Origin of the sequence: Paenibacillus radicibacter, assembly GCF_024721995.1 — a bacterium.
Taxonomy (GTDB): Bacteria; Bacillota; Bacilli; order Paenibacillales; family NBRC-103111; genus Paenibacillus_AM; species Paenibacillus_AM radicibacter.
The window spans coordinates 621,582-640,532 of sequence record NZ_JANQBC010000001.1; the positions used below are offsets into that span (position 1 = coordinate 621,582).

The following is an 18,951-nucleotide window of genomic DNA, read 5'->3' on the forward strand; positions in this document are numbered from 1 at the left end:
ACGCTCAAGGATCGTTCTTCCTACTTATTTAACCGATAGACACGATCTTAACATGTTCCTCGGGTACATTTTCAATAACAACTATTTTGGCTAAAGCATGATGGTAGAACTCAACCGGATTGCTTCCACCAACCTCTGTTAGATCTACCACTTTATCTACGAATTTATTATTGACCTTGACCTTATATGCAACTTGAAGATCCAATCGGTATCGCTCCTTTATTCCGCGGGAGAACTTTGCTGCGTTTGTTTCTCTTTAACTTTTTTATCAATATAGTCGTTCGCTTTTTTATCCAAGTATTTCTCACCACAATTGTTGCACTTGGTCAACTTTAAATTATCAATAACCATTAAAGAACCGTCCACTTTAATCTCTACAGTCTCAACAACACTTAACAGCTGCTGACCTCCACATGTTATGCATCTTGTTATCAGCATTCTCTAACACTCCTTCTTATAACACTTCTTTCTATTATATCAGAAATGACCATTTTCATCACACTCGTCCATCCACCTTGAACCATTTTCTAAAAATAATCCTTTCAACTAGCCACTTCCTGCGATCTTCTGAATAAGATGTAATGTAAGTTTCTTTACCTAAATCTTCTTAGATGGAGGTGTTATACATGAAGGTAAGAAATACGCTCGTTGCACTGATCGGCTTATGGTTCATCGCTGCTCCATGGATACTTGGATTTACGGATGATTCGAATGTAGTCCTTACAAGTGTAATCGTAGGGGTCCTTCAATTCGCAGCTTCCGCACTTGCTTATGGCAAATCCGGATGGGGTACATGGCAGAACTGGATCTCGCTCCTAACAGGGGTATGGTTTATCGTGTTGCCATCGCTATTCACGCTCTCATCCGACGTAACGTTGACCAGCATTATTCTTGGCGCTGTAACTGTTCTTCTTAACCTCTGGAACTTGGCTAGTTCCGAGTAATACACATACTTGCATGCTAGCATATGACAAAGACCCCAGAGCGTAATCTGGGGTCTTTGTTGTTGTGTATTAGAATTAATTCGTTCTACGTTTCACCGCATATGTCTGGAGCTTAGCATCAATAATTTCAAGACAGTTTAACTGACGCCCGAAGCAGCACCCTCCGTCCACTCCAATTATTCCATCACCATACCACACATCATTGGAGTCATGGAAGTTTTTCGTTGGCGTATGCCCGAATACAACTGTCTTGTCCACCTTCGTTGGATACTTATAAAAAGGATCACGAATCCAAATAAAATCACGTTCGGATTGATTTTTCCAGTTAAGTCCATATTCGGGGTTAAGCCCTGCATGGACAAAAATAAACGCATCATTTTCATAATAAAAAGGTAACGTTCTTAGAAAATCAATATGTGTCTGGTAGTTCGCGAGCATATAATCCTTACCTTCACAATAACGATCGAATTCGTATCTCATGACAGGATCGAACCAATCTGAGCCGCAGTAGCTCTCAATCGTTGTAATCCCTCCATTGCGAAGGAATGACGCATCGTTGATATTATCGAGTGCGTTTAGCAACATCTGATCATGGTTACCGCGGAGACATTTCACATCGCCTTCAAGGCATAAAGTCATGACATATTCCACAACTTCCTTGCTCATGAATCCGCGGTCACAATAATCACCTAATAAGATTAGCTCATCTTCAATCGGTCTGTATTCTACTGACTCTAATAATTCTTTAAATTCTTCATAACAACCATGAATGTCTGAAATGACTAACGTTCTTCTCCCCATAAACATGTACCTCGCAATATTTGTAATTATCGCACAATCAGATATACATGTTTATCATACTCCAGAAAATGATTTTGACAATCCCCTCTTTAAGAGACTTGTATTATAGCAACTGATGCTCCTGCGCTGCCACTAAGCAATGTCGCCGCTCCCAGCAAACCAAACAATTGGAGGGTTATAGTAGAGTTTGCAGGTAAATTGACGATTATATCATTCGAGAAATTAGCCAAAGACAGAATTGGAGTAATCGTTGAAGCTGTATTAGCCGTTCCATTGATAATCAATCGCGTGCTGACAAGCAATGTAGCTGTTGTATTCACATGATACGAAATAAAATAGTTTCCTGCAGGTGCAACAGTAAATGTTGTATTAGCCCCGTTGATCGTAATGTTCGCCCCGATATTTTGACTGTTAGGCAAAGGAACATTCGTACCACCTAGTACAACAGCAATAGTTGGTCCAGATGTATTCGCTGCAAAAGCATACGTCGATGTTGTTGATGTTCCGGTTGCACCTGTCGCACCCGTGGCTCCTGTGACTCCTGTTGCTCCCGTGGCTCCCGTGGCTCCCGTGGTTCCTGTTGCTCCTGTTCCCGTAGCTCCTGTTGCTCCCGTGGCTCCTGTTCCTGTTGCTCCCGTGGCTCCGGTTGCACCTGCTGCTCCTGTCGCACCCGTTGCACCCGTAGCACCCGTAGCGCCTGTTGCTCCTGTCGCTCCTGTTGCACCTGTTGCCCCTGTTGCTCCTGTCGCACCTGTTGCTCCCGTTGCTCCTGTTGCACCTGTTGCCCCTGTTGCTCCTGTCGCACCTGTTGCTCCCGTTGCTCCTGTTGCTCCTGTCGCTCCTGTGGCACCTGTTGCTCCTGTGGCTCCTGTTGCCCCTGTTGCTCCTGTCGCACCTGTTGCTCCTGTTGCACCCGTGGCTCCTGTTGCTCCTGTGGCTCCTGTTGCACCTGTTGCTCCCGTTGCCCCGGTTGCCCCTGTCGCTCCTGTTGCTCCCGTTGCTCCCGTTGCTCCTGTGGCTCCTGTTGCTCCCGTGGTGCCGGTTGCTCCCGTCACTCCTGTTGCTCCCGTTGCTCCCGTTGCTCCTGTCGCTCCTGTTGCTCCTGTGGCTCCTGTCGCACCTGTTGCTCCGGTTGCTCCCGTTGCTCCTGTGGCTCCTGTGGCTCCTGTTGCACCCGTTGCTCCGGTTGCTCCTGTCGCTCCCGTGGCTCCGGTTGCTCCCGTTACTCCTGTCGCTCCCGTGGCTCCTGTGGCTCCCGTTGCTCCTGTTGCTCCTGTTGCACCCTTTGCTCCCGTTGCCCCTGTTGCTCCTGTGGCTCCTGTCGCTCCAGTGGCTCCCGTTGCACCCGTTGCTCCTGTTGCTCCTGTTGCTCCGGTTGCTCCCGTTGCACCGGTTGCCCCTGTTGCTCCTGTTGCTCCTGTCTCTCCCGTTGCACCTGTAGCTCCTGTTGCTCCTGTTGCTCCCGTTGCCCCGGTTGCTCCTGTTGCTCCTGTGTCTCCTGTTGCACCCGTCGCTCCTGTAGCTCCGGTAGATCCTGTAGCCCCGGTTGCCCCTGTTGCACCTGTTGCTCCCGTTGCCCCGGTTGCCCCTGTCGCTCCTGTTGCTCCCGTTGCTCCCGTTGCTCCTGTGGCTCCTGCTGCTCCCGTGGTGCCGGTTGCTCCCGTCACTCCTGTTGCTCCCGTTGCTCCCGTTGCTCCCGTTGCTCCTGTCGCTCCTGTTGCTCCTGTGGCTCCTGTCGCACCTGTTGCTCCGGTTGCTCCTGTGGCTCCTGTGGCTCCTGTTGCACCCGTTTCTCCGGTTGCTCCCGTTGCTCCTGTCGCTCCCGTGGCTCCGGTTGCTCCCGTTGCTCCTGTTGCTCCCGTCACTCCTGTTGCTCCCGTTGCTCCCGTTGCTCCCGTTGCTCCCGTTGCTCCCGTTGCTCCTGTCGCTCCTGTTGCTCCTGTGGCTCCTGACGCACCTGTTGCTCCGGTTGCTCCTGTGGCTCCCGTTGCTCCTGTGGCTCCTGTCGCTCCTGTTGCTCCTGTGGCTCCTGACGCACCTATTGCTCCGGTTGCTCCTGTGGCTCCTGTCGCTCCCGTTGCTCCTGTCGCTCCCGTGGCTCCCGTTGCTCCTGTGGCTCCTGTGGCTCCTGTTGCACCTGTCGCTCCTGTAGCTCCCGTTGCTCCTGTTGCTCCGGTTGCACCTGTTACTCCTGTTGCTCCGGCTGCTCCTGTCGCACCCGTGGCTCCTGTTGCTCCGGTGGCTCCCGTCGCTCCGGTGGCACCTGTTGCTCCTGTTGCTCCTGTGGCACCTGTTGCACCTGTGTCTCCTGTTGCACCCGTAGCTCCTGTTCCTCCGGTGGCTCCTGTTCCTGTTGCTCCTGTGGCACCTGTTGCACCTGTTGCTCCGGTTGCCCCCGTTGCACCCGTTGCCCCTGTTGCTCCTGTCGCTCCCGTTGCACCCGTAGCTCCTGTATTACCGGTCGCGCCCGTCGTACCCGTACCTGTTGCTCCCGTTGCCCCGGTTGCTCCTGTCGCACCTGTGGCACCTGTTGCTCCTGTTGCTCCTGTATTACCGGTCGCGCCCGTCGTACCCGTACCTGTCGCTCCCGTTGCCCCGGTTGCTCCTGTTGCTCCTGTGGCTCCTGTTGCTCCTGTGGCTCCTGTTGCTCCTGTATTACCGGTCGCGCCCGTCGTACCCGTACCTGTTGCTCCCGTTGCCCCGGTTGCTCCTGTCGCACCTGTGGCTCCTGTAGCGCCTGTCGCTCCTGTATCACCTGTCGCGCCCGTCGTACCTGTACCTGTTGCTCCCGTCGCACCTACATCTCCAGTTGCTCCAGTTACACCCGTAGCCCCTGTTATTCCGGTGACACCTGTTGCTCCCGTCTCGCCCACACCAGGTCCAGTCGCACCCGTCACACCCGTCACACCCGTAGCACCTGTTACCCCAGTCGCTCCTGTATCACCTGCTCCTGTCGGACCAGTCGGTCCAGTAGGACCTGTATCCCCAATTGCACCGGGATCTCCAGTTGCACCCGTTGCACCAGTCACGCCACCAGCAGGGCCAGAAGGACCTGTTACCCCTTGCTCACCTGTTGCCCCTGTTGCTCCTTTTTTTCCTCGTCCCTCTTGGATTTTCGTAATCTTATTAACGAAAGTACAATTCACATCATCGTCATGACAATGTTTACGTTTCACTTTCGTTCGTTTCTTTTTCGGAGCAATAATTTTTATCTTTTTCCGTTTTTTCTTTCGAAAACCATCCATACCCCCTCTCCTCCCCGTCTATGCATAACTAATTGTACGTAGGTGACCTCCACATCGTATGGTCGATAGTCTATTTTCCACATAAAAAAACAACTCCCCACGGAGTTGCCAATTGTCCACCACCTATATCAACTAAAAAAAGCTATTCCTAAAAGTCCTGAAATCACAATCACAGGCAGTGGATGCATCCGATAACGTAATATCCCCACAACAGCCAATATCAAAATGATAGCACTTCCCAAATTATGCCAAGTCAACAATTCCGCCTGCCTATTTGCCATTCCAAAATGAATCGCCGCATATATAATAAGTCCCGTCACAACAGGTTTTAATCCATAGAACGTCGCTTTCACCCATTGCTTATGATGAATTTTATAGAAGAACGCAGCCATTACAATGATCAAGAGCAACGATGGCAGAACCATGCCGAGTGTGGAACTAATCGCGCCTAGAACACCAGCCGTCTCATACCCAACTAACGTCGCACTGTTCGTCGCAATCGGACCCGGCGCCATCCCTGCTAATCCAACAATTTCTGTATACCTCTCCATCGACATCCACGAATTGACTTCAACTTCATGTTGAATCACTGAGAGCATGGCATAACCACCGCCGAAGGACAACATTCCAATTTTAAAAAAAGTCGTGAATAACCCAAACACCATTGTCACTCACTCCTTCTCTATATCCCATCCGCTATAAAATAATCTGCGTATTTATATGGCGATTTCGCTGCTTCTTCTTCACTACGCTTCTTCTCAAACTGTACCTGCATACCAAATCTGACCTTTAACAAAATAAACACATTCCCAATAATACCGCCAATTACAATCACGAGCAGCGGGTGAATATTGAACAACAACAAGATCGCAACAGTTGCTATGGCTGTCACCATCGTCGTTTTATCGAGCACAGCAGATTTCCACATCCGAAGAGCTGCTACAAGAATTAACGCAATAATCGCTAATTGAATACCTTGAAACGCTGCATCTAACTTCGGGTTGTTTGCAAATTGCATATATACCAAGCTTAATAGAAACACAATGATAAACGTAGGGAGTGTAATCCCTAAGACAGCTGCAACAGCACCTTTAATTCCTGCAACACGATAACCCACGAATGCCGATAAGTTAACTCCTATTCCACCAGGTGCAGACCCTGCAAGTGATAAGGCTTCCCCCATCTCCTCTTCAGAAAACCAAGCCTTCTTTTCAACCACTTCTTTTTCAATTACTGGGATCATCGCGTATCCACCGCCAAAGGTAACAGGACCAATTCTCAAAAAACTCCAGAAGATCTCTCCAAGCTCTCGAAATTGACTTCCGAACGTCTTCATTCAATCCCCTCCACCCTTTGTCCTTCATACCTTTATTATACAAGACTTTATTTCATTTTTAAATCATCCTCTAGAACATTGCGATATAGAGCTGTTAATTATGTTTCATACAACCTATTTTTATTTAAAAACACACTATAAAATCACATTTCTCTGCAAACTCATAAGAATACTCCGAATTGTTTAATTCATAATGACATTTACTTTCCATTTTCCAATAAAAAAACAGCTCCAAAGAGCTGTTAATGTACAACTTATCCAACAACCTGATAAATATTCGCCTCATATGGACGTAATCGAATGCTGCTTACGCTTTCGTCACATCCTTCGACACCTATCCCATTATCCAATGATTTATAGTTACTAAGAATCAAATGTACCTTGTCAATCCCGTAGTCATTCCACCTGAACTCAGGTTCACCACCAAAGAAATTACAGACAACAATCCACTTCTCATCCCCTAATGTACGCGTGTAAGCATAAATCTGATCATGACCATCTGCAATCATATCGTACCGCCCGTACACCATCACCTCATGTTTCTTGCGTAGCGTAATCAACTGCTTGTAATGGTGAAAAATAGAGTCCGTATCACGAAGTGCCGCCTCAGCGTTAATATCCTTAAAGTTTGGATTCACTCCAAGCCAAGGGGTTCCCGATGTAAATCCACCATGTGGCGAATCGTCCCATTGCATCGGTGTTCGGGCATTATCTCGCCCCTTGAGATAGATAGATTCCATCACATCCTCATGTCGATAGCCCCGCTCTAGTACGCGAATTCGATACATGTTGTGCGTTTCAATATCCTTGTAGTCATTAAGATCAGCGAATCTGACATTCGTCATGCCAATCTCTTCTCCTTGATAAATATACGGAGTCCCTTGCTGACCGTGAAGGAAAGTTGCTAACATTTTCGCTGATTGCATACGATATTCCCCATCATTTCCGAACCGTGATACCATTCGAGGTTGATCATGATTGTTCAGGTACAAGGAGTTCCAGGCGCGCCCTTCAAGTCCCTTCTGCCACTTCGTCATGACAGCTTTCAGATCGTGTAAGTTCCACGGCTTCACATCCCATTTATCTCCCCAACTGTCCAGACCCATATGCTCGAATTGAAAAATCATATTAAGCTCAGATCCATCACACGCTGCATAACGACACGCTTCTTCAATATCAGCCCCCGGTGTCTCTCCAACGGTCATACAATCGTACTTGGACAACACTTCACGGTTCATCTCCTGCAAAAATTCATGCACACGCGGACCATTCATGAAATATTGTCCGCCCCATGCATAACGATCACTGCTTGGCGAACTAGGCAGTGCCTGATCTTTGGAAATCAGATTAATGACATCCATTCGGAAACCATCAATGCCTAAGTCCAGCCACCACATCATCATCTTATAAATATTAGCGCGCACAAGCTCGTTATCCCAATTGAGGTCAGGCTGCTTCTGCGAGAATAAATGCAAATAATATTGACCCGTCGCTTCATCTAGTTTCCAAGCTGAACCGCTAAACAAAGAGATCCAGTTATTCGGCTCTTGCCCGTCAATTCCAGAACGCCAAATGTAATAATCCCGATATTGATTATCTGCCGATTTTCGCGATTCCACGAACCAATGGTGCTCATCCGAAGTGTGATTCACCACCAAATCCATAATGAGCTTCATCCCACGTGACTTTAGACCACTAAGGAGCATTTTCCAATCATCCAAAGTTCCGAACTCATCCATTATGGCTTGATAATCGCTTATGTCATACCCATTATCATCATTAGGCGATGCATATACAGGTGACAACCACACGACATCTACCCCAAGCTGCTGCAAGTAATCTAACTTACTGATAATACCCTGTATATCGCCAATTCCATCCCCATTGCTATCCATAAAGCTCCGAGGGTAGATCTGATACACAACACTTTCTTTCCACCATTGTCGATCTACAATCGGAGAGGGAAGTTCCCGCTCCGACTGAGTCAAGGCAGTCATGGCCGTCTGCCGGTGCTTTCAAACAGCGACTGCCGCTTGTTTGTGTAATTGCTCGTATAGATCCATATATTTAAGTGCGGATTTGCGCCACGAATAGTCGTTTTTCTTCATGTTTACGAGCATGTTCCCCCATGCTTGATGATCATATTGATACATATCGATAGCTCGATTGATCGTGTACAGCATGTCATGGGCATTATAGTTCGCAAACGTAAACCCTGTCCCTTCACCAGTAAACTCGTTATAAGGTTGAACCGTATCCTGCAGCCCACCTGTCTCACGAACAATTGGCACGGAGCGATATCGCATTGCAATTAACTGCCCGATTCCACAAGGTTCGAACAAGGACGGCATCAAGAACAGATCCGAAGCTGCATAGGCTTGACGTGCGAGCGCATCATCAAACACCAATTGGGCAGCAATCTTATCTGGATACTGCTCACTTGCATGGCGAAACATTCGCTCGTATGGCTCATCCCCGGTTCCAACTACTACCCACTGCGCACCCAGTTGCATCAGTTCTGGTAGCACATGCGCAATGAGATCTAATCCTTTTTGCTGAACCATGCGTGTCACAAGGGCAATCACAGGTACATCATCGCTTTGCGGCAAGCCAAGACGCTCTTGCAACACAAGCTTATTCTGCCGTTTCTTCGACAATGCATCTCGATACCGCATGAACAAATGGGGATCTTGCATCGGATCATACAGATCGTAATCAATACCATTTACGATACCACTGAGGTCATGACTGCGATACCGTAACAAGGAATCCATTTGCTCACCGTAGAATGGAGTCTGGATCTCTTGCGCATACGACTTACTCACCGTCGTAATTTTATCCGCATATAAGAGTCCGCCTTTCAAGAAACTGCCTCCACCATCCATTTCAAGCTGTAAACCATTAAAGAAATCGAATCCTAGACCAAAGACATCCATCATGATGTCCTTGCTAAACGTTCCTTGATATTTTAAATTATGTACGGTAATCACAGTTTGAATGCCTTGATAGGCAGGCTCATGTGCATATTGTGTCTTAAGTAAAACCGGTATCATCGCAGCTTGCCAATCATGGACATGAATCACGTCTGGATCGAAATCTATTCTTGGAATTGCTTCAATGACCGCCCGATTAAAGAAGGCAAATCGCTCCGCATCGTCTTCATATCCATACAAACCTGAACGTAAGAAGTATTGTTCATTATCGACCAAATAATAGATCACTTCGTCTTTATGTACTTCCCAGATGCCACAATACTGGCTGCGCCACCCAACTTGAACGGTAAACTCTGCAATTTTTCTTGCTTCTTTCAGCAATACACGAGGAATGTTCTCATATAAAGGCATAATAACGCGTACATCGGCTCCTTGCTTGTGCAAAGCTTGAGGAAGTGATCCGAGCACATCCCCAAGTCCTCCTGTTTTGGCAAAAGGTACAACTTCAGACGCAGCATGCAGTATGTTCATCTCTCTCTCCCACCTTCGATTAAATTATCTTTGTTTTGGCTAATATGAACGGAGCTTTCAAATCCCCAGTCAGTACACGCCCTCTAGATATAAACACATTCTTATCAAGAATTGCGTTCTCAATAATGACGTTATCTTCAATGATACAATTTTGCATCACAATCGCATTTTTCACGTAAGCACCTTTGCATATTTTGACCCCGCGGAATAAGATTGAATTCTCAACACGTCCCTCAATGATACATCCATTGGCGATAAGTGAATTTTTGACGGTAGCCGTCTCCGCGTACTTGCTCGGCGGTTCGTCTTTCACTTTCGTATAGATCAAGTTTTTTTGTAAGAATAGATCGTGCCATGTCTTTGGATTGAGCAGTTGCATCGAGTGCTTATAATAACTTGGAATGGAATTTACGATACCGACATGTCCACCATAATTGAATCCATATACAGCGAGCCTTGATATATTTTTCATAATGCCATCTCGTACGAGATTGTCATAACCTTGCGCTAAGCACGACTCCACCATATCCAGCAACAGCGACTTACTCATGATATACATTTCCATCGAGATGTTACTTGTACGCAGTCGTCCCGTATGATCTTCCATGACCGTAATTCGACCATCCTCACGAATGGCTAACCGACGGAATGAACAAGACTCCTCCACTGGCATATCCTTATAAATCACTGTCACATCCGCAAGATTATCCACATGGAACTGAACCGCTTCATTGTAGTTAATGTTGCACACCATATGACTGCCCGCAATCAATACATACTCTTCTTTTCCTCTATGAAAATAGTCCCGATGAGAGTAAAACTGGTACAAATCGCCTCGTGCCCGTCCTGTCGGATCATCCATTACAGCAGGTAAGACGAATAACCCTCCACGTTTACGATCTAAGTCCCATTCTTTTCCAGAACCGAGATGATCCATGAGGGAGCGATACTTATGCTGCGTGAAGACCGCCACATTATCTATACCTGAATTCACCATCGAAGATAGTGCAAAGTCGATTAATCGATAACGTCCCCCAAAAGGAACCGATGCTGCACACCGTGCTAACGTTAGTTCCTCAAGATCATCTGGCTCATTCACTAAATTAATGACACCCATCACACGATTCAATATGCTCCACTCCCTGCCGTTGATTTCGTGATTCGCTCATTCGTACCAATTAAGACCACTTCATTATCGCTACTTCCGATCACTGCTCCATCTTCTACAATCGTGCCTTCTCCAATAATCGCTTTACGGATTGTCACATTCTGCCCAATCTTGACATTCGGCATGATCACAGAGTCATGAATACTACTTGATTCCGATACATGTACCCCATAGAACAGTACCGAATGATCCACATGTCCGAATACAGAGCAACCTTCATTCACAAGTGAACGTGTAATGTGTGCAGATGGTGCGATATATTGCGGTGGTTGATACGGATTGACCGAATAGACACGCCAATCATGGTCGTTGAGATTAAGCTCATTCTCCTCATCCAGCAAGTCCATATTCGCTTCCCAGAGGGAGTTAATCGTACCGACATCTTTCCAATACCCTTGGAACGGATAAGCAACCATCTTCGCCCCATCCTGCAACATTAGCGGGATGATGTCTTTACCAAAGTCTTTCGAAGAATTCGGATTCTGCTCGTCCTGAGTGAGATAGCTCTTCAGTGCCTTCCAACTGAATATGTAAATCCCCATCGAAGCTTTATTGTTCTTCGGTTCTTTAGGTTTCTCTTCAAATTCTGTAATGTTATGCTCGTCGTCCGTATTCATGATACCGAATCGACTCGCCTCTTCCCATTTCACCTCAATGACCGCAATTGTTGCGTCTGCTTGATTCTTCTTATGGAACTGAAGCATGAGGTCATAGTCCATTTTGTATATATGGTCACCCGAGATCACGAGTACATATTCCGGATCATACCGATCCACGAACCCGATATTACGATAAATCGCATTTGCCGTTCCGCTGTACCATTCCCCGCCACTTTGCTCCATAAAAGGAGGTAGGACAGTCACTCCACCATATTTTCGATCCAAATCCCATGAAGATCCGATTCCTATATATGAATTAAGAACCAACGGTTGGTACTGCGTTAAGACACCCACCGTATCGATCCCAGAATTCGTACAATTACTGAGTGTGAAATCGATAATCCGATACTTCCCTCCAAAATGAACAGCAGGCTTTGCCAAATTAGTCGTGAGCGCCCCCAGCCTTTTTCCTTCCCCTCCGGCGAGGAGCATTGCTACGCATTCTTTTTGCCTCATCTTCATTACTCCCTTCATTATCAGCTCGCTCAGGTGCAACAGTTACCATTCTGAGAAACACAGATGCTAGAGGGGGAACACGAACCATAATACTATGTGTCATTCCATTCCAAGGGATCGGTTCGCTCACAAGAGGAATCGAATTACATTGACCCGAACCCCCATATATCGCTTGATCGCTATTAAAAACTTCCGCATACACACCTGCGTTGGGGACACCAACTCGATAATTGGCATGTACATATTCGGTAAAGTTACCAATGTAGAGCAGCTGATCCATAGGCTGCTTCCCCATTCTTAGAAACACCGCTATACTTTGCATGCTATCGTGCGGATTAATCCATTTGAATCCAGCTTGAGAATGATCTTGCTCCCAGAGCGCCTTCTCCTGTTTATAAAAATGATTCAGTGCTTTTACATACTCTTGCATCTGGCGATGAGAATCGTATTCAAGCAAGAACCAATCTACACACTCCAAATCCTTCCATTCGTCAAATTGACCGATTTCTCCACCCATAAAGAGCAGCTTCTTACCTGGATGCGCCATCATATACCCATAAAATGCACGCAAATTCGCAAACTTTTGCCAATAATCGCCCGGCATTTTGTGCAATAGCGATCGCTTGCCATGCACAACTTCATCGTGCGACAGTGGCAATACATAATTTTCCGAAAAAGCATACATGAATGAGAATGTAATGAGGTGATGATGCCACTTGCGATGAACGGTGCTTTCCTCCATAAACTTAAGCATGTCGTTCATCCAGCCCATGTTCCATTTGTAATTAAAACCAAGTCCTCCTTCATGTACAGGAGCTGTCACTTTCGGCCACGAAGAGGAATCTTCAGCCATCATCAAGGCATGGGGGAAACGCGCAAAGATCGCTTGATTCAATTGTTGGAGCAAGGCAACCGCATGTGGATTATCTCCTCGACTATTTTCTTGCACCCATAAATCTTGTGGCTTACCGAAATTCGTATACAACATGGATGCAACAGCGTCCACCCGTATACCATCAATATGATAGACCTCCATCCAAAAGACCGCGTTCGAGATTAAAAACGACCGTACTTCGGGTTTTCCATAATCGAAGGTCAGTGTTCCCCACTCTGGTTTTTCCGCTTTTCGAGGATCTTCGTATTCATACACACAATCTCCATCGAACAGGCGCAAACCATGATCATCTTTGCAGAAGTGACCTGGAACCCAATCCATAATGACGCCGATCCCCTGCTGATGACAGCAGTCTACAAAGTACTTAAAATCATCAGGCGTTCCATACCGACTCGTCACCGCATAATACCCTGTCGCCTGGTAGCCCCAAGACCGATCAAATGGATGCTCTGCTAATGGAAGCAGCTCAATGTGGGTATATCCCATCTCCACCACGTAAGGGATCAGCTCTTCTGCTAGCTCCCGGTACGTATAGAAATCTTCACTTTTGGGAACTTTCTTTTTCCAAGTACCGAGATGCACTTCATAGATGGACATTGGCTGCTCATAAGGACTCGATTGCAGCTTCTGCTCCTGCCACACCTCATCATTCCATTTATATGCATCAAGATTAACTACCTTAGAAGCCGTTCCAGGTCTAAGTTCCGCATGGAACGCATACGGATCAGCCTTTAATAACACCTGATCGTCCCACGTATGGATCTCATACTTGTAATGATCACCTACACTGGCAAGCGGTATAAATAAAGACCATACACCAATCTCGTTAACGCGATTCATGCAAGCCAGTTCACCATGCCAATCGTTAAAATCACCACTTACCCTCACATTTTTCGCATGAGGAGCCCATACCGTGAAACGAACACCATCTACACCCTTACACGCCATCGGATGCGCTCCTAGCTTGTTATATGCATGGTAGAGTGTTCCTTGATGAAACAGATACATATCGTAATCGGTTAGTAGTCCTATCCCTCTCTCTATGGTCCATCTCTCCTTATAATTGGAAAATAATCCTTATCGTTTAGAAATACGACATGAAATTATAAAACCCTTTCTAGAATAGGTTAATATTTCCATACAAAATCTAGGGTAATTCGACCTCACCATTGGATATTATGTCGAATGTCATGTACAATAGGATGTTAGAATGCTTATTATAGGAAGGAATGCTTGCGATGTTTATGGCTGAAGATTGGGTCGATTATGAAGTAATAGATACAGGGAATGGAGAGAAGCTGGAGCGCTGGGGTGAGTACACATTGCGTCGTCCAGATCCTCAAATTATTTGGCCGATTGGCAAGGAAACAAGTGATTGGAGACAAGCTGATGGTCATTATCACCGCAGCAATAGCGGCGGCGGACAATGGGATTTCCGTACGGAACTGCCTGAGCGCTGGACGATCAAGTGGAACGACTTGCAATTCTACATCAAACCAACAGGTTTCAAACATACAGGGCTATTCCCTGAACAAGCGGCGAACTGGAAATGGATGATCGATAAGATCCAAACGGCAGGACGTCCAATTAAAGTACTTAATTTGTTCGGATATACAGGCGGAGCTGCGGTTGCATGTGCATATGCAGGTGCTGAAGTATGTCACGTGGATGCTTCCAAAGGTGTTGTACAATGGGCCAAAGAAAATCTGCAATTATCTGGACTTGGCGATCGTCCTGTTCGCTTTATTACAGATGATGTATTTAAATTCGTACAACGTGAAGAGCGTCGTGGCAACAAATACGATGCGATCATCATGGACCCACCTTCCTATGGACGTGGACCCAACGGTGAAACGTGGCAACTCGAAGAGAATTTATTTCCTTTCATCAAGAGCTGCATGAATATCATGACAGATAAGCCGCTATTTATGCTCGTGAATTCATATACAACAGGAATTTCTTCTACCGTAATTAAGAACATCCTATCGATGGCGCTTACGCCTAAATACGGAGGTAGCATTACAAGTGGAGAAATTGGCTTGCCAATCACTACATCCGGCTTGCAATTACCTTGCGGTATTTTGGGTCGCTGGGAGGCGTAATTCATGCGTGATGTTACACATACCCATGATGGACGTATACCAATTCTGTTCGAAGATAACCACATCCTTGTGGTTGAGAAGCCGGTCAACATGCCTACACAAGAAGACAGTTCCCGTGATTTGGACTTGCTGACTGCCCTTAAAGATGACATTAAGGTTCGCTATAACAAGCCTGGTAATGTCTACTTAGGTCTCGTGCACCGACTTGATCGTCCAGTTGGCGGTGCAATGGTATTTGCCAGAACGTCAAAAGCCGCATCCCGTTTATCGGACGCGGTACGTACAAGAGATTTGGATAAAATTTATCTTGCTGTTGTACATGGTACACCCAATGCACTGCAAGGTACCCTGCGACACCATTTGCTCAAAGATACACAAAGCAATATGGTATCTGTCGTATCCTCTAAAACACCCGGTGCTAAAGAAGCCATTCTTGATTACGAAGTTCTCGGTAGTGAAGATGGCTTCTCACTCATCAAGGTAAAGCTTCATACAGGTCGTCCTCATCAAATTCGTGTTCAACTAGCAACAATAGGTTGTCCACTTTATGGTGATCAAAGATATGGTGCGAGCAAGACAAAACCAGGCCAGCAAATTGCACTCTGGTCTACGTTCCTGTCTTTTGAACATCCAACAACGAAAGAATGGTTGCACTTTACGTCTTACCCACCTGCAGAACATCCTTGGAGCTTGTGGAGTGAATTAATTCGCAATCTTACCTAGTAAATACATGAATAACTGCTGATTATGAGCGGAAATACGATCCAGGTACGTGTTCAGAAGTTCTTGTCTGATACGCATACCACGTTCGTATTCCGCTTTTCCTTTATCTGTCACATGTACCCAGACAATTCTACGATCCTTCTCATCTCTACGTCGCTCTATCAATTCGCCTCGTTCCATTCGATCTAATAGTGTTGTTACCGCAGCTGGCGTGGTTTCCAAATATTCAAGAAAATCAGACGGCTTCATTGACTCTTGTTCAGTCAAAAGCTCAAGCACATTCAGTTGCCCTTCTGTCAAAGCAGGTGACAACTCGGTTTCCATATGATTCTTGATTTCCTTAGAAATCTTAAACCATAACTTGGCAAATTCGGTTGAATACATTGTATCATCACTCCCGAATGGAAAACTTCCAGTTTATTCTATTTCTATTATAGCATAAGAGGTCAAGATGAAAAGGATAACCTTTTGAAGATGTCATACATACACTATCCGTATAGGAAAAAATCTAGGCGAATGTCCCGAATATGAGGTGAATCACGTGGAAGAATGGAAAGAAATGATCGGTAAACGAGCACTGGAGCTAGGTATACTAAAAGACCCACAATGGCTGCTTCAATTGGATGAGAAAGTGCCTTTGTGGGTCATTTTAGAAATTGCGTTACGTGTGATGGATACGATTGGATCTACGTATTCCAGTTATGATTAACTTTTAAGATTGAGGTAATTTGAGTACGTCCACAATGGACTGACCTTTCGCTACCGGAATAAGCTGCTTACCTGTTGATCTGCAGTCATCCAGCGGTGCTGTTTCTGTAGAGAATCGCACTCGTTCTCCTGTACTTACAATCGCTGTTAGTTCATAATCCAGCTTCACAATAAAGGAGCGGAACAGCGTGCTACCGTTCGGACGAACTCGCTTGCCTTCTTTAAATTCAAAGGTCATAATCCCTTTACCTCCACGTCCTTGGACAGGATAGTCACAGATCAAGGAGCGTTTGGCAAAGCCGATATCAGAGATAACTAATAGTTCCCCTTCATCCTCTTGTACAAAATGGGCCGAGATGACTTCATCGCCATCTTTGAGCTGAATGCCTCTTACACCACCCGATACGCGTCCCATCGCATTCACTTCATTCTCACGGAAGCGAATGCTCATTCCAAGCTTTGTAACAAGCAGCATTTGCTGTGAACCATCGCTTATTGATACTTGGATCACTTCATCACCTTCTGCAACTTTACAAGCTACAATTGCAGCCGAGCGATTCGTCATGTAGTCTTTAAGCTCGGTACGCTTGACTTGTCCACCTTTCGTGATAAAGAGCAGCGATTGCATCGGCTCGTTAAAGTCCTTAACAGGAATAACAGAGATAATGCGATCTTCTTTGGCAATTGGAATCACATTCACGATTGCCGTTCCATTCTCTTTCCACTTGTATTCTGGAATTTGATGGACTGGTAATAGGAAGTATTGACCACGTTGTGTGAAGATTAGCAGATTCTCAATCGTGTTCACTTCACCCACGTATTGTACGTAATCGCCTTCTTTAAGCCCCGTTGAATCAATTTCCCCGCCTGATCTTGTGAAAGATAACTGCGATGTGCGCTTGATGTATCCTTCACGGGATAAAGTCACGATTACATCTTCCGGTGTCACCATAACCTCCAAGTTTACCTTGAGCTCCTCCACTTCACCTTGAATCACAGAACGACGATCAATCCCGTATTTATCACGGATTTCATTCATTTCGTTCTTGATCACATTTAGTAGCTTCTTCATTGAACCTAGAATTCCTTCTAGATACGCAATCGTTTTTTGCATTTCCTTTAATTCTTTTTCAATTGAAGTAATCTCAAGGTTTGTTAAGCGGTATAATTGGAGCGTTAGAATCGCATCCGCTTGACGCTCACTAAATCCAAACTTGGCAACCAAATTTGCTTGAGCATCCTGACGATTCTTAGATGCCTTGATCGTTGCAATCACATCATCGAGAATCGACAATGCTTTGGCAAGCCCTTCGAGCACATGCGCACGATCTAGCGCTTTTTCAAGTTCATATTGAGAACGGAACGTTACAACTTCCTTCTGGTGCTCGATATAAGCGTCCAAGATCTGCTTAATACCAAGTAGCATCGGAGTTTTATTCACGATGGCAACCATATTGAAGTTATACGTCACTTGAAGATCGGTTTTCTTGAGCAAATAGTTCAAGATCCCTTTGGCATCCGCCTCTTTACGAAGCTCAACGACAATACGCAGTCCTTCACGACCACTCTCATCCCGCACTTCTGCAATACCTTCAACCTTCTTCTCTAAACGAACATTCTCCATTGCCGTTACAAGACGTGATTTCACAACCCCATAAGGAATCTCCGTAATGACAATTTGCTCGCGACCGCCGCGCATGTCTTCAATTGCTGTTTTGGAGCGTATGTAAATACGTCCCTTACCTGTCTTATATGCCTCACGAATGCCTTCTTCTCCCATAATAATACCACCAGTTGGGAAATCAGGACCTTTCACAATTTGCATGAGTTCGTCCACAGTCAAATCCGGATTATCGATAAGTGCGGTACAAGCATTAATAACTTCTCGCAGGTTATGTGCTGGAATTTCCGTTGCAAAACCTGCCGAAATCCCGCTAACACCATTCACCAACAAGTTTGGATACCGCGAAGGAAGAACAACGGGTTCTTTCGCAGTGTTATCAAAATTATCCTTGAACTGAACCGTACGTTTCTCAATATCTCGAAGCAATTCCATCGCAATCTCAGAAAGCCGTGCTTCAGTATAACGCATTGCTGCAGGCGGGTCATCGTCCATCGAACCCCAGTTACCATGACCATCAACGAGCATATGCCCCATTTTCCATGGCTGCGTCATTCGCGCCATACCATCATAAATGGATTGATCACCGTGCGGGTGATAGTTACCCATTACATCACCGACGGTTTTTGCTGATTTACGATAGGGTTTGTCTGGCGTATTCCCTGAGTCGTACATCGCATACAGAATGCGTCGTTGAACAGGCTTTAGTCCATCTCGAACATCGGGAATCGCACGATCTTGAATAATATATTTGGAATAGCGACCGAAACGGTCACCAACAACATCTTCTAGAAAAGCAGGCAAAAACTGCTCTAACATACTCATGCTT

At 45.9% G+C, this 18,951-nt stretch carries 17 protein-coding genes; 4 read left to right on the plus strand and 13 right to left on the minus strand.

Annotation, left to right across the window (positions count from 1 at the left end; translation table 11 throughout):
• Nucleotides 1–28: 28 nt before the first annotated feature.
• On the minus strand, nucleotides 29–205 hold the full coding sequence (locus NV379_RS03260) for a hypothetical protein (RefSeq protein ID WP_258205830.1): 177 nt from the start codon (nucleotides 203–205) through the stop codon (nucleotides 29–31).
• A 14-nt stretch (nucleotides 206–219) separates the two neighbouring features.
• Complete coding sequence (locus tag NV379_RS03265; protein WP_258205831.1) at nucleotides 220–438, minus strand: YgiT-type zinc finger protein; 219 nt, start codon at nucleotides 436–438, stop codon at nucleotides 220–222.
• Nucleotides 439–626: 188 nt separating this feature from the next.
• On the opposite strand from NV379_RS03265, the gene NV379_RS03270 reads away from it, so the two are divergent.
• Nucleotides 627–944 (plus strand): SPW repeat protein, encoded by a 318-nt coding sequence (locus NV379_RS03270; protein ID WP_258205832.1) that lies wholly within the window; start codon nucleotides 627–629, stop codon nucleotides 942–944.
• Between the two features lie 75 nt (nucleotides 945–1,019).
• Here the strand turns inward: NV379_RS03270 and NV379_RS03275 are convergent, their stop codons facing one another.
• The 9 genes from NV379_RS03275 to glgB all read right to left on the minus strand — a co-directional run bounded on the left by NV379_RS03275 (nucleotide 1,020) and on the right by glgB (nucleotide 14,000).
• Nucleotides 1,020–1,745 (minus strand): metallophosphoesterase family protein, encoded by a 726-nt coding sequence (locus NV379_RS03275; protein ID WP_258205833.1) that lies wholly within the window; start codon nucleotides 1,743–1,745, stop codon nucleotides 1,020–1,022.
• An 89-nt stretch (nucleotides 1,746–1,834) separates the two neighbouring features.
• Entirely contained in the window at nucleotides 1,835–4,990 is a 3,156-nt protein-coding gene (locus NV379_RS03280; RefSeq protein ID WP_258205834.1) for a BclA C-terminal domain-containing protein, read from the minus strand.
• Between the two features lie 128 nt (nucleotides 4,991–5,118).
• On the minus strand, nucleotides 5,119–5,655 hold the full coding sequence (locus NV379_RS03285) for a chromate transporter (protein ID WP_258205835.1): 537 nt from the start codon (nucleotides 5,653–5,655) through the stop codon (nucleotides 5,119–5,121).
• A 17-nt stretch (nucleotides 5,656–5,672) separates the two neighbouring features.
• Complete coding sequence (locus NV379_RS03290) at nucleotides 5,673–6,326, minus strand: chromate transporter (protein WP_258205836.1); 654 nt, start codon at nucleotides 6,324–6,326, stop codon at nucleotides 5,673–5,675.
• 254 nt (nucleotides 6,327–6,580) lie between these two features.
• Complete coding sequence (locus NV379_RS03295; protein ID WP_258205837.1) at nucleotides 6,581–8,323, minus strand: glycoside hydrolase family 13 protein; 1,743 nt, start codon at nucleotides 8,321–8,323, stop codon at nucleotides 6,581–6,583.
• A gap of 18 nt (nucleotides 8,324–8,341) precedes the next feature.
• Complete coding sequence (gene glgA, locus NV379_RS03300) at nucleotides 8,342–9,790, minus strand: glycogen synthase GlgA (RefSeq protein WP_258205838.1); 1,449 nt, start codon at nucleotides 9,788–9,790, stop codon at nucleotides 8,342–8,344.
• Nucleotides 9,791–9,809: 19 nt separating this feature from the next.
• The gene (gene glgD, locus NV379_RS03305) at nucleotides 9,810–10,919 is read right to left on the minus strand and encodes a glucose-1-phosphate adenylyltransferase subunit GlgD (protein ID WP_258205839.1); all 1,110 of its coding nucleotides are present in this window, start codon (nucleotides 10,917–10,919) and stop codon (nucleotides 9,810–9,812) included.
• Nucleotides 10,916–12,073, minus strand: coding sequence for a glucose-1-phosphate adenylyltransferase (locus tag NV379_RS03310; protein WP_258205840.1), 1,158 nt, complete (start codon nucleotides 12,071–12,073; stop codon nucleotides 10,916–10,918). The genes glgD and NV379_RS03310 overlap by 4 nt, the downstream gene beginning before the upstream one ends.
• Complete coding sequence (glgB, locus tag NV379_RS03315) at nucleotides 12,000–14,000, minus strand: 1,4-alpha-glucan branching protein GlgB (RefSeq protein WP_258206202.1); 2,001 nt, start codon at nucleotides 13,998–14,000, stop codon at nucleotides 12,000–12,002. The genes NV379_RS03310 and glgB overlap by 74 nt, the downstream gene beginning before the upstream one ends.
• Before the next feature lie 206 nt (nucleotides 14,001–14,206).
• On the opposite strand from glgB, the gene NV379_RS03320 reads away from it, so the two are divergent.
• Together NV379_RS03320 and NV379_RS03325 are read left to right on the plus strand one after the other, a co-directional pair.
• Complete coding sequence (locus NV379_RS03320; protein WP_258205841.1) at nucleotides 14,207–15,070, plus strand: class I SAM-dependent methyltransferase; 864 nt, start codon at nucleotides 14,207–14,209, stop codon at nucleotides 15,068–15,070.
• 3 nt (nucleotides 15,071–15,073) lie between these two features.
• Entirely contained in the window at nucleotides 15,074–15,793 is a 720-nt protein-coding gene (locus NV379_RS03325; RefSeq protein WP_258205842.1) for an RluA family pseudouridine synthase, read from the plus strand.
• Here NV379_RS03325 and NV379_RS03330 read toward each other — a convergent pair.
• Nucleotides 15,773–16,177 (minus strand): MarR family winged helix-turn-helix transcriptional regulator, encoded by a 405-nt coding sequence (locus tag NV379_RS03330; RefSeq protein WP_258205843.1) that lies wholly within the window; start codon nucleotides 16,175–16,177, stop codon nucleotides 15,773–15,775. The two genes, NV379_RS03325 and NV379_RS03330, sit on opposite strands and share 21 nt — an antisense overlap.
• A gap of 157 nt (nucleotides 16,178–16,334) precedes the next feature.
• On the opposite strand from NV379_RS03330, the gene NV379_RS03335 reads away from it, so the two are divergent.
• The gene (locus tag NV379_RS03335) at nucleotides 16,335–16,502 is read left to right on the plus strand and encodes a hypothetical protein (RefSeq protein ID WP_258205844.1); all 168 of its coding nucleotides are present in this window, start codon (nucleotides 16,335–16,337) and stop codon (nucleotides 16,500–16,502) included.
• Between the two features lie 3 nt (nucleotides 16,503–16,505).
• Here the strand turns inward: NV379_RS03335 and gyrA are convergent, their stop codons facing one another.
• Nucleotides 16,506–18,947 carry a DNA gyrase subunit A gene (gene gyrA / locus NV379_RS03340; protein ID WP_258205845.1) on the minus strand — a complete coding sequence of 814 codons (2,442 nt, stop codon included), beginning with the start codon at nucleotides 18,945–18,947 and terminating at the stop codon, nucleotides 16,506–16,508.
• Between the last annotated feature and the right edge of the window lie 4 nt (nucleotides 18,948–18,951).

Coding starts and splice junctions, on each gene's coding strand:
- NV379_RS03280 (WP_258205834.1), bottom strand. CDS start 4,990: ATGGATGGTTTTCGAAAGAAAAAACGGAAAAAGATAAAAATTATTGCT.
- NV379_RS03325 (WP_258205842.1), top strand. CDS start 15,074: ATGCGTGATGTTACACATACCCATGATGGACGTATACCAATTCTGTTC.
- NV379_RS03295 (WP_258205837.1), bottom strand. CDS start 8,323: ATGACTGCCTTGACTCAGTCGGAGCGGGAACTTCCCTCTCCGATTGTA.
- NV379_RS03330 (WP_258205843.1), bottom strand. CDS start 16,177: ATGTATTCAACCGAATTTGCCAAGTTATGGTTTAAGATTTCTAAGGAA.
- glgA (WP_258205838.1), bottom strand. CDS start 9,790: ATGAACATACTGCATGCTGCGTCTGAAGTTGTACCTTTTGCCAAAACA.
- NV379_RS03285 (WP_258205835.1), bottom strand. CDS start 5,655: ATGGTGTTTGGGTTATTCACGACTTTTTTTAAAATTGGAATGTTGTCC.
- gyrA (WP_258205845.1), bottom strand. CDS start 18,947: ATGAGTATGTTAGAGCAGTTTTTGCCTGCTTTTCTAGAAGATGTTGTT.
- NV379_RS03270 (WP_258205832.1), top strand. CDS start 627: ATGAAGGTAAGAAATACGCTCGTTGCACTGATCGGCTTATGGTTCATC.
- NV379_RS03265 (WP_258205831.1), bottom strand. CDS start 438: ATGCTGATAACAAGATGCATAACATGTGGAGGTCAGCAGCTGTTAAGT.
- NV379_RS03320 (WP_258205841.1), top strand. CDS start 14,207: ATGTTTATGGCTGAAGATTGGGTCGATTATGAAGTAATAGATACAGGG.
- NV379_RS03275 (WP_258205833.1), bottom strand. CDS start 1,745: ATGGGGAGAAGAACGTTAGTCATTTCAGACATTCATGGTTGTTATGAA.
- NV379_RS03310 (WP_258205840.1), bottom strand. CDS start 12,073: ATGAGGCAAAAAGAATGCGTAGCAATGCTCCTCGCCGGAGGGGAAGGA.
- NV379_RS03290 (WP_258205836.1), bottom strand. CDS start 6,326: ATGAAGACGTTCGGAAGTCAATTTCGAGAGCTTGGAGAGATCTTCTGG.